Annotated in this window: 13 protein-coding genes; 11 read left to right on the top strand and 2 right to left on the bottom strand. The window is 67.8% G+C overall.

Annotation, left to right across the window (positions count from 1 at the left end):
• Nucleotides 1-50: 50 nt before the first annotated feature.
• The 7 genes from dprA (at nt 51) to LPB142_RS04295 (ending at nt 8,610) form a co-directional block, all read left to right on the top strand.
• Nucleotides 51-1,190: a DNA-processing protein DprA gene (dprA, locus tag LPB142_RS04325; RefSeq protein WP_071167121.1), complete on the top strand. Its 1,140-nt coding sequence runs from the start codon at nt 51-53 to the stop codon at nt 1,188-1,190.
• Nucleotides 1,191-1,276: 86 nt separating this feature from the next.
• Entirely contained in the window at nt 1,277-3,895 is a 2,619-nt protein-coding gene (gene topA / locus LPB142_RS04320; protein ID WP_071167120.1) for a type I DNA topoisomerase, read from the top strand.
• A gap of 152 nt (nt 3,896-4,047) precedes the next feature.
• On the top strand, nt 4,048-4,752 hold the full coding sequence (locus tag LPB142_RS04315) for a CoA transferase subunit A (RefSeq protein WP_071165623.1): 705 nt from the start codon (nt 4,048-4,050) through the stop codon (nt 4,750-4,752).
• Nucleotides 4,752-5,396 carry a 3-oxoacid CoA-transferase subunit B gene (locus tag LPB142_RS04310; RefSeq protein ID WP_068766028.1) on the top strand — a complete coding sequence of 215 codons (645 nt, stop codon included), beginning with the start codon at nt 4,752-4,754 and terminating at the stop codon, nt 5,394-5,396. The genes LPB142_RS04315 and LPB142_RS04310 overlap by 1 nt, the downstream gene beginning before the upstream one ends.
• 186 nt (nt 5,397-5,582) lie before the next feature.
• Nucleotides 5,583-6,584 (top strand): lysylphosphatidylglycerol synthase transmembrane domain-containing protein, encoded by a 1,002-nt coding sequence (locus LPB142_RS04305; protein ID WP_071165622.1) that lies wholly within the window; start codon nt 5,583-5,585, stop codon nt 6,582-6,584.
• A complete protein-coding gene (locus LPB142_RS04300) occupies nt 6,581-7,876 on the top strand; it encodes an FAD-binding oxidoreductase (protein ID WP_071165621.1) in 1,296 nt (431 codons plus the stop codon). The genes LPB142_RS04305 and LPB142_RS04300 overlap by 4 nt, the downstream gene beginning before the upstream one ends.
• Complete coding sequence (locus LPB142_RS04295) at nt 7,876-8,610, top strand: SDR family NAD(P)-dependent oxidoreductase (protein ID WP_071167119.1); 735 nt, start codon at nt 7,876-7,878, stop codon at nt 8,608-8,610. Before LPB142_RS04300 ends, LPB142_RS04295 begins: the two co-directional genes overlap by 1 nt.
• A gap of 83 nt (nt 8,611-8,693) precedes the next feature.
• On the opposite strand, the gene LPB142_RS04290 is transcribed toward LPB142_RS04295, so the two are convergent.
• Nucleotides 8,694-10,124 carry a UbiA family prenyltransferase gene (locus LPB142_RS04290; protein ID WP_071165620.1) on the bottom strand — a complete coding sequence of 477 codons (1,431 nt, stop codon included), beginning with the start codon at nt 10,122-10,124 and terminating at the stop codon, nt 8,694-8,696.
• A gap of 2 nt (nt 10,125-10,126) precedes the next feature.
• Complete coding sequence (locus LPB142_RS04285) at nt 10,127-11,008, bottom strand: lytic transglycosylase domain-containing protein (protein ID WP_071165619.1); 882 nt, start codon at nt 11,006-11,008, stop codon at nt 10,127-10,129.
• A gap of 346 nt (nt 11,009-11,354) precedes the next feature.
• Here LPB142_RS04285 and LPB142_RS04280 point away from each other — a divergent pair, with 346 nt between their 5' ends.
• The 4 genes from LPB142_RS04280 (at nt 11,355) to LPB142_RS04270 (ending at nt 14,537) form a co-directional block, all read left to right on the top strand.
• Nucleotides 11,355-11,546: a hypothetical protein gene (locus tag LPB142_RS04280; RefSeq protein ID WP_068766033.1), complete on the top strand. Its 192-nt coding sequence runs from the start codon at nt 11,355-11,357 to the stop codon at nt 11,544-11,546.
• Between the two features lie 241 nt (nt 11,547-11,787).
• Nucleotides 11,788-11,988, top strand: a complete 201-nt coding sequence (locus LPB142_RS19320; protein ID WP_156506821.1) for a hypothetical protein — start codon at nt 11,788-11,790, stop codon at nt 11,986-11,988.
• Nucleotides 11,989-12,068: 80 nt separating this feature from the next.
• Nucleotides 12,069-12,938, top strand: a complete 870-nt coding sequence (cpaB, locus tag LPB142_RS04275; RefSeq protein ID WP_071165618.1) for a Flp pilus assembly protein CpaB — start codon at nt 12,069-12,071, stop codon at nt 12,936-12,938.
• Nucleotides 12,939-13,112: 174 nt separating this feature from the next.
• On the top strand, nt 13,113-14,537 hold the full coding sequence (locus tag LPB142_RS04270; RefSeq protein WP_068766035.1) for a type II and III secretion system protein family protein: 1,425 nt from the start codon (nt 13,113-13,115) through the stop codon (nt 14,535-14,537).
• The last annotated feature ends 2 nt before the right edge of the window (nt 14,538-14,539 follow it).

Genomic DNA, 14,539 nt, shown 5'->3' with positions numbered 1-14,539 from the left:
TATTAACGTTAAGGGTGCAAAACAAAGGGGCGATTGAGGCGGAGGACTGGATGAAAACGCGTTTGTTTTCTTACCCCACCCCCTTCACCCCACCCACCACGGAAGAAGATGAACTCTCCGTCCTCCGCCTCTTTCGCTCCCGACGCGTCGGGCCCACCACCTTCCACAAATTGATCGCGGACCATGGCACGCCCGAGGCGGCGCTCGCCGCGCTGCCCGCGCTCGCCGCGGCGTCAGGCGCGCGCGATTACGCGCCCTGCCCCGAGGGCGTCGCGCGGGCCGAGCTCGCCGCAGGCCGCCGCGCCGGGGCGCGGCTGATCACCTGCCTCGACCCCGATTACCCCGCCGAGCTCGCCGATCTGGCCGATGCGCCGCCGGTGCTCTGGGCGCTCGGCCAGCGCGCGCTGCTCGCCCGCCCCCGCCTCGCCATCGTCGGCACCCGCAACGCCTCCTCGCTCGGGCTGCGCATGACCCGCAGCCTCGCCGCCGAGCTCGGCGCGCTCGGCTTTGTCATCGTCTCGGGCCTCGCCCGCGGCATCGACGCCGAGGCCCATCGCGCGGCCCTCGCCACCGGCACGATCGGCGTGCAGGCGGGCGGGATCGATGTCGTTTACCCGGCCGAAAACGCCGATCTGCACGCCGCGATGGCCGAGCGCGGGCTGCGGCTCTCCGAACTCCCCCCCGGCTTCGAGCCGCGCGCGCCGCATTTCCCGCAGCGCAATCGGATCATCGCGGGCCTCTCGCGCGCCACGATCGTGATCGAGGCCGCGCCGCGCTCGGGCAGCTTGCAGACCGCGCGGCTCGCCGCCGAACAGGGGCGCGAGGTGATGGCGGTGCCGGGTCACCCGCTCGACCCGCGCGCGAGCGGCTGCAACATGCTCCTGCGCGACGGTGCGACGCTCGTGCGCGGCGCGGAAGATGTCTGCGAGGCGCTGGGGATCGACTGGGCCCCGGCGCCTGCGGCCGCGCCCGCCCCCCCTGCCGAGCGCCCCGCCCCCGCCGCGCCGCCGCCGGGCACGAGCCTGCGCACCCTGATCCTCGCCGCCCTCGGCCCGAGCCCCACCCCCGAGGACGCGCTGATCCGCGCGCTGGCCGCGCCCACCGACCGCTTTCTCGCCGAAATCACCGCGCTCGAACTCGAGGGCCAGGTCCAGCGCCACCCCGGCGGCCAGCTCAGCCGCGTTTTCTGAGCCCGCGAGAGCGTCATTGACATTCCCCCCGCAAGGCCCACATCTTCCGCCCCCAAACAGAGCACCCGTGTATTGAAGAGGGCATGATGGCCGTCGTTGTCGTTGAATCTCCGGCTAAGGCCAAGACAATCAACAAATATCTTGGTTCCGATTACACGGTTCTGGCCTCGTTCGGGCATGTGCGCGACCTGCCGCCCAAGGATGGTTCGGTCGACCCCGAGCAGGATTTCGCGATGAAATGGGAGATCGCGAGCGATTCGAAGAAACACATCAAGGCGATTACCGATGCGCTGGCCGATGACGATGAGTTGATCCTCGCCACCGACCCTGATCGCGAGGGGGAGGCGATTTCGTGGCACCTCGAGCAGGCGCTCGAGAAGAAATTGAAGGGCAAGAAGGTCAGCCGCGTGACCTTCAACGCGATCACCAAATCGGCGATCACCGAGGCGATGAAACACCCGCGCAAGGTCGACGGCCCGCTCGTCGAGGCTTATCTCGCGCGCCGCGCGCTCGATTATCTGGTGGGGTTCAACCTCTCGCCGGTGCTCTGGCGCAAGCTGCCGGGGGCGAAATCGGCGGGGCGGGTGCAATCGGTCTGCCTGCGGCTGATCGTCGAGCGCGAGATGGAGATCGAGGCCTTCAGGGCGCGCGAATACTGGACGGTGACGGCCGAGCTCACCACGCCCCGCGGCCAGGTCTTCACCGCGCGGCTGACGGTTCTGGGCGGCAAGAAGCTCGACAAGTTCGACCTCGCGACCGCGACCGACGCCGAGCTCGCGGTGCAGGCGGTCTCCTCGCGCGCGCTCACCGTGAAATCGGTCGAGGCGAAACCCGCCACCCGCAACCCCTACCCGCCGTTCATGACCTCGACCCTGCAACAGGAGGCGAGCCGCAAGTTCGGCATGGGCGCCAAGGCCTGCATGTCGGCCGCGCAACGGCTCTACGAGGCGGGCTACATCACCTATATGCGGACCGACGGCATCGACATGGCGCCCGAGGCGGTGATGGCCGCGCGCGACGCGATCAAGGCGCGGTTCGGCGCGAATTACGTCCCCGCCTCGCCGCGGATGTACAAGAACAAGGCCAAGAACGCGCAGGAAGCGCACGAATGTATCCGCCCGACCGACATGAATCTCGGGCCGGAGAAGCTCAAGCTCGCCGATGATCAATGGAAGCTCTATGATCTGATCTGGAAGCGCACGATCGCGAGCCAGATGGCGGCGGCGGTGATGGAGCGCACGACGGTCGATGTGGGCTCCGCCGATGGGGAGGTCGAGCTGCGCGCGACCGGCCAGGTGGTCACTTTCGACGGCTTCCTCAAGGTCTATGATCAGGGCCGCGACGACGACGAGGGCGAGGACGGCGCGCGCCTGCCGCAGATCATGCAGGGCGAGGCGGCCGACAAACGCGCCATCACCCCCGAGCAGCATTTCACCCAGCCGCCGCCGCGCTACACCGAGGCGACGCTCGTCAAGCGCATGGAAGAGCTCGGCATCGGGCGCCCCTCGACCTATGCCTCGATCGTCACCACGATCCAGGACCGCGGCTATGTCCGCAAGGACAAGAACCGGCTGATCCCCGAGGATACCGGGCGGCTCGTCACCGCCTTCCTGAGCAATTATTTCCGCCGCTATGTGGAATATGATTTCACCGCCGATCTCGAGGATCAGCTCGATGACATCTCGGCGGGCGACCGCGATTACAAGGAAGTTCTCGCCCGGTTCTGGCGCGATTTCTCCGCAGCGCTCGGCGAGACCGCCGATCTGCGCATCGGCGAAGTCCTTGACAAGATTGATGAAGTTCTCTCGCCCCATCTCTACCCCGCGCGCCCCGATGGCGCGGACCCGCGCGAATGCCCGGTCTGCCACGCCGGCCGGCTGCATCTGAAGACCGCGCGCTCGGGCGGGGCCTTCATCGGCTGCGGCAACTACCCCGAATGCCGCTACACCCGCCCGCTCTCGGCGCCCGGCGATGACGAGACCGCCGCGCTCGACGGCAAGGTGCTCGGCCATGACGAGGGCCAGGCGATCACGCTGCGCATCGGCCGCTTCGGCCCCTATGTGCAAAAGGGCGAGCCCACCGAGGCGGTGCCGAAACCGCCGCGCTCGAGCCTGCCGAAGGGCTGGGCGCCGGAGTCGATCGACCTTGAGCGCGCGCTGCAACTCCTGAGCCTGCCGCGCCAGATCGGCCCCCACCCCGAGGATGGCGAACCCGTCGAGACCAACCTCGGCCGCTTCGGCCCCTATGTGAAATGGGGCAAGACCTATGCCAACCTCCCCGATGCCGAGGAGGTCTTCACCATCGGCATGAACCGCGCAGTGGAGCTTCTGGCGCTCAAACTCGCCCGCGGGCCCGGGCGCGGGGCGGCCACGCAACCGCTCAAGGAGCTCGGCGAGCACCCCGAGGGCGGCGCGGTGCAGGTGATGCCCGGCCGCTACGGGCCCTATGTCAAATGGGGCAAGGTGAATGCGACGCTGCCGAAGGACCTCGCCCCCGAGGAGGTGACGCTCGAAGCCGCGCTGCCGCTTCTCGAGGCCAAGGCCACCAAGGGCGGCAAGAAGAAAGCCGCGCCGAAGAAGGCCGCCGCCAAGCCCGCTGCCGAGAAGACGGCCGCGAAGAAACCGGCGGCGAAAAAGGCACCGGCCAAGAAGCCGGCCGCGAAGAAAGCCCCCGCCAAGAAGGCCGCCCCCGACGCCGAGGGCTGAGCCCTTCAACGATGCGCAAATATCCCCCGCGGAGCGTCCGCCCTCTCCCGGCGCGCCGCCCGCGGGGGCTTTGCGCTGCGCTGCCGCGCGGGCGCGATTGACAGCCCGCCCCCCCTTCGTCACAAATTCCCCGACGGAAACGGGAGGACTCTATGAAGAAGGTTTACGGTTCGGCGAAGGAGGCCCTCGACGGGCTCTTGTTCGACGGCATGTTCATCGCCGCGGGGGGCTTTGGGCTGTGCGGCATCCCCGAGCTGCTGATCGACGCGCTCGTTGAAAACGGGGTGAAGGATCTCACCATCGCCTCGAACAACTGCGGCGTCGACGGGTTCGGCCTCGGCAAGCTGCTCGACACGCGCCAGATCAAGAAGATGATCTCGTCCTATGTCGGCGAGAACGCGGAATTCATGCGCCAGTATCTCTCGGGCGAGCTCGAGCTCGAGTTCAACCCGCAAGGCACCTTGGCCGAGCGGATGCGCGCCGGCGGCGCCGGGATCCCGGGTTTCTACACCAAGACCGGCGTCGGCACCGTTGTCGCCGAGGGCAAGGAGCTCAAGGAGTTCGACGGCGAGACCTATGTGCTCGAGCGCGGCATCGTCGCCGATGTCTCGATCGTGAAGGCCTGGAAGGCCGATGAAAGCGGCAATGCGATCTTCCGCAAGACCGCGCGCAACTTCAACCCGCCGGCCGCGATGTGCGGCAAGGTCTGCGTGATGGAGGTCGAGGAGATCGTGCCCACCGGCTCGCTCGACCCCGATCTGATCCACCTGCCGGGGATCTATGTGCATCGCCTGATTCAGGGCACCCACGAAAAACGCATCGAACAGCGCACCGTGCGCAAGCGGGAGGCAGTGTGATGGCCGAATTCATCAAGGGCTGGGACCGCAACCAGATGGCCGCGCGCGCCGCGCAAGAGCTGCGCGACGGCACCTATGTGAACCTCGGGATCGGGATCCCGACTCTGGTGCCGAATTTCATCCCCGAGGGTGTGAACGTCACGCTGCAATCGGAAAACGGCATGCTCGGCATGGGCCCCTTCCCCTTTGAGGGCGAGGAAGACCCCGATCTGATCAATGCCGGCAAGCAGACGATCACCGAGCTGCCGCAGACCGCCTATTTCGACAGCGCGACCTCGTTTGGCATGATCCGCGGCGGCAAGATCGCGATGGCGATCCTCGGCGCAATGGAGGTCTCCGAGAAGGGGGATCTGGCGAACTGGATGATCCCGGGCAAGCTCGTCAAGGGCATGGGCGGCGCGATGGATCTCGTCGCGGGCGTCAAGCGCGTGGTGGTGGTGATGGATCACACCAACAAGCATGGCGAGTCGAAGGTGCTCAAGGACTGCACGCTGCCGCTGACCGGCAAGGGCGTCGTCGACCGGATCATCACCAATCTCGGCGTGCTCGATGTGACCCACAAGGGGCTGCATATCGTCGAGCTGGCCGAGGGCGTCACCGAGGCGCAGCTGCGCGCGGCGACCGAGGCGACGATCGTCGACTGAGCGGAGTGACGCGGATTGATGGGGGGCCCTGCCGGCGCGGCGGGGCCTCTTTTTTGGCTGTTGCTTGCGTATTTTTGCCAAGAAGAAACGGCAAGCTGGCGCCGGGCGGGGCCCGCGCGCGAGAATTGTTCACGAATTTTCAACAGCTCCATATTCCTGCCCGATTCTGTCGCTATGAGAGGGCCAATGATGAGCCTGACCTCCGATAAACCGGCGCCCCGGCGCGCCGCGTCCCGCCGCTGGCGGGATCGTCTGCTTCTGGCGGCGCTGCTCGTGCTGGTGGGGGCGGGGCTCGCGGGGCTGGCGGGCGCGACCGGCTGGGCGGAGAGCTGGGCGCAGATACGCGGGCTCTCGAATGCGCAGGTGGCGGGGCTTTTGGGCCTCTCGGCGCTCAATTATCTGCTGCGCGCGGGGCGGTGGCATCTTCTGGCGCGCCGGCTCGGGGTTCCGGTCGGGCCGGGGCAGAGCCTGCGCCATTATCTCGGAGGGTTTGCGATGTCGGTGACGCCGGGGCGGGTGGGCGAATTCGTGCGGATGCGCTGGATCGCGCGGGAGACGGGCTGGGCGGCCGAGCGCGCGGCGCCGCTCGCGCTGATGGACCGGGCCGGCGATCTCGCGGCGATGGCGGGGCTGATGGGGCTTTCGGTGGCGCTGGCCGCCGGGGGGGTGCGCGGGGCGGTGCCGGTGGCGGCCCTTGGCTTTGCGCTTGCGGTGATGGCGACGCGGCCGCGGCTTCTGGCGGGGGCGATCACGCTTGCGCATCGGGCTTTGGGGCGGGCGCCGCGGCTCTTTGCGCGCGCGCGGGGGGCGGCGCGTTTGCTCACGCGGTTCTCGCATGGTCCGACGCTCACGGTTGCGCTTTTGCTCGGGCTCGCGGGCTGGTTCGCCGAGGGCGTGGCCTTTCATCTTCTCCTCGGCTGGATGGGCGCCGAGATCCCGCTGTGGCGGGCGGTCGCGATCTTTCTCTTCGCGACGCTCGCGGGCGGGCTGACCGGCGCGCCGGGCGGCCTTGGCGGGGCCGAGGCGGCGATGGTGGCGCTCCTCTCGCTCGAGGGGGTGGGCTTGGAGATTTCGGTGCCGGCGACGGCGGTGATCCGGCTCACGACGCTCTGGTTCGCGATCGCGATCGGGCTCGTGGCCTTTCCGCTGGCCGAGCGCGCGGCCGGGAAAGCACAGGTGAGCCGATGAAATGGGTTGCACGAGATTATGCCGGTTGGGGCCGCGCCTTGCGCGCGCGCGGCGAGGTCGCCCGCCCCGAGACCCGCGCCGAGATCCTGGCCGAGGGCCCCGCCCCCGCTTTCGGGATGCGCCGGTCTTATGGCGATGCGGCGCTCAATTCCGGCGGGCGCGCGCTCGACATGAGCCGCCTCGACGCTTTCCTCGAGTTTGACGCGGAGACCGGCGTGCTCCATGTCGAGGCCGGCGCCCGGATCGGCGAGATCGCCGCCGCCTTCGCGCCCCGCGGCTGGATGCCCGCCGTGATGCCGGGCACGGGCTTTGCCACGGTGGGCGGCTGTATCGGCCAGGATATCCACGGCAAGAACCACCATCACGCGGGCACGTTCTGCGCCCATCTGACGGAAATCACGCTCCTGCAGGCGGGCGGGGTCGTCACCGCGACCCCGGGCACGGCGCTCTTCCGCGCCACCGCCGGCGGGCTCGGCCAGACCGGCACGATCCTCTCGGCCCGGCTGCGGCTGAAGCCCTGCGCGGGCGATGTGATGATCGTGACCGAGCGGCGCGCGCCCGATTGGGCGAGCCATCTCGCGATGCTCGACGCCTCGCAGGCGAGCTACACGGTGGGCTGGATCGACGCGACCGCGACGGGCGCGGCGCTCGGGCGCGGGATCGTCGAGGAGGGCGAGAACGGCCGGGGGCTGGCGCGCGGCGGCACCGGGCGGCTGACCGTGCCGCTCGAGGCGCCGCAGTTTGCGCTCGCCAAACCCGTCGTGCGCGCCTTCAACGAGGCCTATTTCCGGCGCGTGCCGGCGCGCGGGCGCACGGTGGTGCGGCCGATGGAGGTGTTCTTCTTCCCGCTCGACAAGATCCTCGACTGGAACCGCCTCTACGGCCGGCGCGGCTTTCATCAGTTCCAATGCGTCGTGCCCCTGGGCGCCGCGGGCGCGCTCAAGGGCATGCTCGAGGAGATCGCGGGCGCGGGGCTCGCCTCGCCGCTGGCGGTGCTCAAACGCATGGGGCCGGGGCGCGCGGGCTATCTGAGCTTCCCGATGGAGGGCTATACGCTGGCCATCGATTTCCCCAACCGCGATGCCGCGCGCGCGCTGATCAAGCGGCTCGAGGCACGCACCGCCGAGGCCGGCGGGCGGCTTTATTTCGCCAAGGACAGCCTCGCCGAGGGCGCGCAGATCCGCGCCATGTATCCCGAACTCGCCGATTGGCAGGCGGAGGTGGCGCGTGCCGACCCCGAGGGCCGCCTCACCACCGATCTCGTCCGTCGACTTCATCTGAGGACCGCATGATGACCCCTACCTGGATCGTTCTGGGCGCCGGCTCCGGCATGGCGCGCCCGCTTCTGCGCCGCTTCGCCGCGCAAGGCGCGCAGCTCTACCTGCTTGGCCGCCGGCCCGAGGCGCTGGAAGACATTGCCGAGGATTGCCGGCTGCGCGGGGCGCGCGCGGTCACCTGCCTTGCCTTCGATGCGCGCGAGACGGCGCCCTATGCGGCGCTTGTCGAGCGGCTCGCAGCCGAGGAGGGCGAGCTCAACGCGATCTCCTTCACCGGCTCGATGCCCGAACAGGCCGCAATCGACGCCGACCCCGATCTCATCGCCGGGGTGATCGCCGACAATTTCACCGGCCCGGCGATCTTCCTGCAACGCCTCGTGCCGGTGCTCGAGGCGCGCGGGCGCGGCACGGTGGTGGCAATCTCCTCGGTCGCGGGCGATCGCGGGCGGCTCGGAAATTATGTCTACGGCGCCGCCAAATCCGCGTTCTCGACCTGGGCCTCGGGGCTGCGCAACCGCGCGGCGCGCAAGGGCGTGCATGTGATGACAGTGAAGCCCGGCCCGGTCGACACGCCGATGACCTATGGGATGAAGCTGCCGTTCATGACCTCGCCCGAGGCGGTGGCGCAGGCGATCGAGACCGGCATCGCGCGGCGGCGCAACGTGATCTATGTCGCGCCGATCTGGCGGGTGATCATGACGGTGATCGCCCATATCCCCGAGGCGGTGTTCAAGAAGATGTCCTTCTGACTTCTTCTTGGCTCAAATACGCCCTTGCGCCGCCGGCCAAGGGCGGAATTTTGCGTATTTGGGCCAAGAAGAAACCAAGCGCCTCAGCCCCCGAACCACTGCGCCCAGAGCCCCGCCGCCCAGAACATCAGGCTCAGCGTCAGCATCGCGATGCCGAGGCCGAATTTGTCGCGCAGGGCGAAGACGATCGGGTCGTAATCCTGTTTGCCGAACCAGCCGAGCGCGACCATCCGCGCCAGCCACCAGCCCATCGGCACCATCGCCACCCAAAGCAGCCAGGTATCGGGGTAGAGCGCGCGGGCCTGCGGCGAGACCGAGTAGAGAAAGAAGATCACCAGCGCGCCGGTGACGCCGATCCCGGCGACGTTCAGCAGATCGCCGCGATCGGTGCGCCCGTAGCCGCGCCCGGGCAGGGGCGCGTCATCGGTGGCCAGCGTGAGCTCGGTCAGGCGTTTGACGCAGCCCAGCGCGATGAACACCGGGAAGATGAAGATCAGCATGTAGATCGAGACATCGACCTGCCCCGCCGCCGCGCCCGCCACCACGCGGATCGTATAGAGCGTGGCCAGCATCGCGATATCGACCCAGCGCATCCGCTTGAGTTTGAGCGAATAGGCGAGCGAGAGCCCCATATAGAGCGCCACGATCGCGAGGAAGCCGCCGTTGAGCGCCCCCGCGAGCCCGAGCGCAAGCGCCATCAGCCCCGCGCAGGCGATCATCCCCACCTTGATCGGCACCGCGCCCGAGGCGAAGGGGCGGCGGTTTTTCGTCGGGTGGAGCCGGTCGGCCTCGAGGTCGAGCAGATCGTTGACGATATAGATCGCGGAGGCCGCGGCCGAGAAGGCCACGATGCCGAGCAAGATCGGCACCAGCGTCGCCATGTCGAAGCGATGCGCCGCGATCAACGGCAAGAGCAGCAGCACGTTCTTGACCCATTGGTGCGGCCGCATCGCCTTGAGCAGCGCCGCCGGGCGCCAGCCGCCGGGGAGCTGTTGCACCGAGCGCCCGCGCGCGGGCAGCGCGCGCGCCGCCGGCACCTCGCCGACCACGAGGACGTTTTGCGCAACCTCCCAGACCGGCATGTCGGTGGCCTCGTTGCCCGCGTAATCGAACCCCTCGACGCCGAAGGCCTCGCAAAGCGCCTCGGCCTTGCGCGCGCCCTTGAGGTTCGTCACCCCATCCGAGGCGAAGACCCGCGCCGAGAGGCCGTAGGTCTCGGCGAGCGCCTGCACCTGACGGCGATCGGAGGCCGAGGCGAGGATCACCTCGCGCCCCTCCCCCGCCGAGGCGAGCGCAAGCTCGACCACCGCCGGGTTGACCGGCATCAGATCGAGCCGCATCGCGACCAGCCCCGCGAGCTCGGCCTTGAGCCGCGCCGGATCGCGCACAAACCGCAGCGCCCGCAGCGTGCCCAGCGGATCGCGCCCGAGCCCCGCCCAGAACGCCTCGAAGAGAAGATCCGTCTTCAGGAACGTCCCGTCGACGTCCAGCACCAGCGGCTTCGGATCGGACATGCTTACCCTTTCACGGCGAAAACGCAGCCGTCACTCACCAATTCGGGCGGCGACAGGCAGAGCCCGCGCGCCACCTGCCAGGCGGCCAGCACCTTGGGCACATAATCGCGCGTCTCGGCATAGGGCGGCACGCCGCCGTTGTTCTTCACCGCATTCTCGCCCGCGTTATAGGCGGCGATCACCATCAGCGGATCGTTGTCAAATTCTTTCATCAGCCAGTTGAGATAGGCCACGCCGCCCTTGATGTTCTGGGCCGGGTCGAGGCTGTCGCCGACGCGGAAGCGATCGGCCGTGGCGGGGATCAGCTGCATCAGCCCGACCGCCCCCGAGCGCGAGACCGCATCATGGCGCCCGCCCGATTCGGTCGAGATCACCGCGAGCACGAGCGCGGGCGAGACCTGCGTGCCGATCGTGGCGGAGAGGATCGCGCGACCATGGGCCTCGGCGATCTGTTGCAGATGCGCAAGGCGCGGCGCGCGCACGCTTTGCCCCGCGGGGCCGGTGCTGAGCGCCTCGATCGCCTTCGAGAACCGCCCCGAGCGGTCGCCGAGCGCGGGCGAGACCTGATCCCAATACCAGGCATAGGAGGCGGCCGCGGGGTTGGCGGTGCGCCCGCCGCCGGTCGCGGCGCCGATCGTCGCGGCGCCGGGGCCGACGGTCTCGGGGGTCAGCGGCGCAAAGGGGCGCGCGGCGGCCACCTCGAGCGCGCGGCGCTGCTCTTCGGGGTCGATCTGGATATTGATGAATCGCGTCGTGCCCGCTTTCGGCGGCAAGACGCGCTTGGCTTGATAATGATGGACCGTCGGAGAGGTGGTCTCCGCCGTCGAGGGCGCAGCCAAAACGGCTGCGCAGATCGCCAATGTCGCTGCCCGTATCTTGCGCATCTGCGCTTCCTGCTCTGCCCGGGGTTTTCCCCTTTTGGCGCAGTATCCCGGAATCAGCGGGAAAAATCCAGCAAAAGCCGGGAATCGGGGAACGATTCGCCCTCGGCGGGCCAGCGTGGAGGCCCGGAAAGCGAAGAGTCTGCACGGATCGTTAAAATTAATTATCTTTTACTTCAAATGGTTAGGTTAAATTTCCGAAGAAGATTAACACTTCCCAAAAACACCAAACCCTCGCCCCAATCCCGCCACGATCCGGGGGCCATATATACCCATACCGCGAGACAACGGACCAAGTTCAGAGGTGGTTCAGGGTAGCGCGGAGAAACCCAACCCAAGGAGAGACACCATGAAATTCTTCAAAATCACCCGCAAGTTCCACAACGAAGAAGACGGCGCTGTGACCGTTGACTGGGTCGTGCTGACCGCCGCCGTTGTGGGCATGGGTGCGATCGCTCTGACCGCGATCAAGACGCAAACCTCGGCCCTCTCGGGCAAGGTCGCTTCCTACATGTCGACCATCGAGATCAAGACCCAATAATCGGGTCGCTCAGGACTTGCACAGGGTTCTCCTGTGGGGGCCGCTCCGAAAGGGGCGGCCTTTCCCGTTTCCGGGCCCGGTTGTTGGCCCGGCTCCGGCGCCCCGCACCGCCTTGCGCCCAGCGCGCGTGAGCCTTGCGAATACCGAATACCGACCATCTATGCGCCCTAATTTCGCCGCGAACAGGGGCTAAACATGGCTTGAATACGGGGGAATTGTCATTAATGGGCAGGAGCGCAGTTTGAAAAGGCTTCGTATCATTGAGAAAATCACGCGCCGGATGCGCTCGGAAGACGGTGCGGTCACCGTCGACTGGGTGGTTCTCACGGCGGCGATCGTCGGCGTGGGCATGGCTTTCGGCTCGATGATCAGCGACCAGGCGATCGGGGTCGGCGACAAGGTCGCCAATCACATCTCGACCATCGAGGTCGTCACGGAGTAAGGAGGACCCGGCCCGCAGGGTCGGATCTGCCAGCCCGGCCCGTTTGGGACATGATCGGGCGTTTGTGAAAGGACGTGGGAATGCGGCTGATTGTCGTTTTGGTTCTTGCCCTGGGCATCGGGCTCGCGGGCCTCGCTGTCTACATGGCGCAAGGGCAGATCGCCCAGTTCCAGCACGAACGCGACATGCTGCTCGCCGCCCAGGCCAATGCGCCGCAGCTGGCGAGCATGGTCGTGGCGAAGAAGAAGCTCGAATACGGCCAGCGCTTCACGCAGGCCGATCTCGAGGTCATCCAGGTGCAGGCCGACAAGCGCCCCGAGGGGGCCTTCACGCGCGTCTCGGCGGCGCAGGGCACCCCGGAGGCGCAACACGCCGCCTTCCTCGAGGGCGAGACGCGGCCGCGCGCGGCGCTGCGCTCGATCGAGATCAATGAGCCGGTTCTGGCCTCGAAGGTCACCGAGCCGGGCGTCGATGCCGGGATCATGGCCAATCTGGCGCCCAACATGCGCGCCTTCACGATCCAGGTCGATGTCGCCTCGGGCGTGTCGGGCTTCTTGCGGCCGGGCAACATGGTCGATGTCTACTGGTCCGGCGCGATCGACAACACCCCGGTCACCAAGCTGATCCAGCCCAACCTGCGGCTGATCGCGATCGACCAGAGCGCGGACGCCGACCGCTCCGAGGAGACCAAGATCGCCCGCACGGTGACCGCCGAGGTCACCCCCGAGCAGGTCGCGGCCCTCACCCTCGCGCAATCGACCGGGCGGCTGACGCTCTCGCTCGTGGGCATGCAAGACACCACCCAGGTCGGCGCGATCGAGATCAACCGCGACAGCCTGCTCGGCATTCAGGCCGCCGAAGTGGTCAAGACCGAGGCGCCCAAGGTCTGCACGATCAAGACCCGCAAGGGCGGCGAGCTCGTCGAGACCGAGATCCCCTGCGCGCAGTGAGCCCTGAGCGGCGCCCGCCCCCGGCCGGCGCCGTTTCCTCAACTTCGGCTCCCAAGCGGTTGATTCTTGCAAAAATTTCTCTTTTCCGCCAAAGTGGTTGGCAATCAGGTATAAGTTCCCCCCAACGGACGGAAGATCCGGGGTGAGGCGCGTGATCAAAGAGGCAGGATCACAATGAAAATAAAGGCTTTCTTGCGAGCGCTGCTGCTCGGCGTCGCGTTGGGGACGATGAGCTTCGCGCCGGTTTCGGCCGAGACGCTGCGGGTGATGGCCGGCTCCTCCTCGAGCCCGCTCAACGTGCCGATGAACCGCGCGGTGGTGGTCGAAAGCGATCAGCCCTTTGCCGAACTCTCGATCGCGAACCCCGGCATCGCCGATATCACCACCCTCTCCGATCGCACGATCTACGTTCTGGGCAAGCTGCCCGGCCGCACGACGATGACCATCCTCGGCGCCGACGGCAAGCTGATCTCCAACGTCGAGGTGCAGGTCACCCCCGACATCGCCGAGTTCAAGGAACGCCTCAAACAGATCCTGCCCGGCGAGACGATCGAGGTGCGCACCGCCAATGACGGGATCGTGCTCTCGGGCACCGTGTCCTCGACCGCGAAACTCGACCGCGCGCTCGATCTGGCCAAACGCTATGCCGGCGACCGGGTCTCGAACCTGATGACGGTGGGCGGCACCCAGCAGGTCATGCTCAAGGTCCGCTTCGCCGAGATGCAGCGCTCGGTCTCGAAGAACCTGTCCTCCTCGCTCGGCGTGCGCGGCACGGTGGGCGGCGGCTCGGCGCAGACCGGCGTCGTCTCGGGCACCGGCAATTTCACCGGCGCCGGCGCGATCGACAACGCCTTCGATGGCGGCACGATGCCGATCAAAGCCTCCTCGGCCGGCGCGCTCGGGCTCGGCTTTACCGCGGGCAATCTCGAATTCGCGGTGCTGCTCGAGGCGCTCGAGGCGAAAGGCATGGTCCGCACGCTGGCCGAGCCGAACCTGACCGCGCTGTCCGGCCAGCAGGCGAAATTCCTCGCCGGCGGCGAATATCCGATCCCGGTGGTCGATAACGACTCCGTCTCGATCCAGTACAAACCCTTCGGCGTCGAGATGGCCTTCGTGCCGCGCGTCGTCGACGGCGATCTGATCAACCTCGAGATCTCGGCCGCCGTTTCGGCGATCGACACCACGGTGACGATGTCCTCGGGCGGCTTCTCGGTCAACGCGTTCAAGCGCCGCGAGACCTCGACCACGGTCGAGATGCGCGACGGCGAGAGCTTCGCGATCGCGGGGCTGTTGCAGGACGATTTCAACGATCTCAACAGCCAGATCCCGTGGCTTGGCGATGTGCCGGTGCTCGGCGCGCTGTTCCGCTCGGCCGAATATGAGCGCAAGCAATCCGAACTCGTGATCATCGTCACGCCGCATCTCGTCACGCCGACGCGGGGCGAGGCGCTGGCGCTGCCGACCGACCGGGTCCGCCCGCCGACCGAATCCGAGCTCTTCCTCTTTGGCAAGACCGCCGGCAGCAAGGCGCCCACCGGCGCGGCGGCCGAAGTGGCCAAGCAGGATTTCTCGGGCTCCTACGGCTATGTGATGGAGTGAGC

The organism is Rhodobacter xanthinilyticus (genome assembly GCF_001856665.1).
GTDB lineage: Bacteria > Pseudomonadota > Alphaproteobacteria > Rhodobacterales > Rhodobacteraceae > Rhodobacter > Rhodobacter xanthinilyticus.
Note: the sequence above shows the minus strand (reverse complement) of the source record. Positions and strands in the feature narration are given on the sequence as shown.

Excerpts from the sequence above, each read along its gene's own strand:
- dprA (WP_071167121.1), top strand. The coding sequence starts at position 51 with ATGAAAACGCGTTTGTTTTCTTACCCCACCCCCTTCACCCCACCCACC.
- topA (WP_071167120.1), top strand. The coding sequence starts at position 1,277 with ATGGCCGTCGTTGTCGTTGAATCTCCGGCTAAGGCCAAGACAATCAAC.
- LPB142_RS04315 (WP_071165623.1), top strand. The coding sequence starts at position 4,048 with ATGAAGAAGGTTTACGGTTCGGCGAAGGAGGCCCTCGACGGGCTCTTG.
- LPB142_RS04310 (WP_068766028.1), top strand. The coding sequence starts at position 4,752 with ATGGCCGAATTCATCAAGGGCTGGGACCGCAACCAGATGGCCGCGCGC.
- LPB142_RS04305 (WP_071165622.1), top strand. The coding sequence starts at position 5,583 with ATGATGAGCCTGACCTCCGATAAACCGGCGCCCCGGCGCGCCGCGTCC.
- LPB142_RS04300 (WP_071165621.1), top strand. The coding sequence starts at position 6,581 with ATGAAATGGGTTGCACGAGATTATGCCGGTTGGGGCCGCGCCTTGCGC.
- LPB142_RS04295 (WP_071167119.1), top strand. The coding sequence starts at position 7,876 with ATGACCCCTACCTGGATCGTTCTGGGCGCCGGCTCCGGCATGGCGCGC.
- LPB142_RS04290 (WP_071165620.1), bottom strand. The coding sequence starts at position 10,124 with ATGTCCGATCCGAAGCCGCTGGTGCTGGACGTCGACGGGACGTTCCTG.
- LPB142_RS04285 (WP_071165619.1), bottom strand. The coding sequence starts at position 11,008 with ATGCGCAAGATACGGGCAGCGACATTGGCGATCTGCGCAGCCGTTTTG.
- LPB142_RS04280 (WP_068766033.1), top strand. The coding sequence starts at position 11,355 with ATGAAATTCTTCAAAATCACCCGCAAGTTCCACAACGAAGAAGACGGC.
- cpaB (WP_071165618.1), top strand. The coding sequence starts at position 12,069 with ATGCGGCTGATTGTCGTTTTGGTTCTTGCCCTGGGCATCGGGCTCGCG.
- LPB142_RS04270 (WP_068766035.1), top strand. The coding sequence starts at position 13,113 with ATGAAAATAAAGGCTTTCTTGCGAGCGCTGCTGCTCGGCGTCGCGTTG.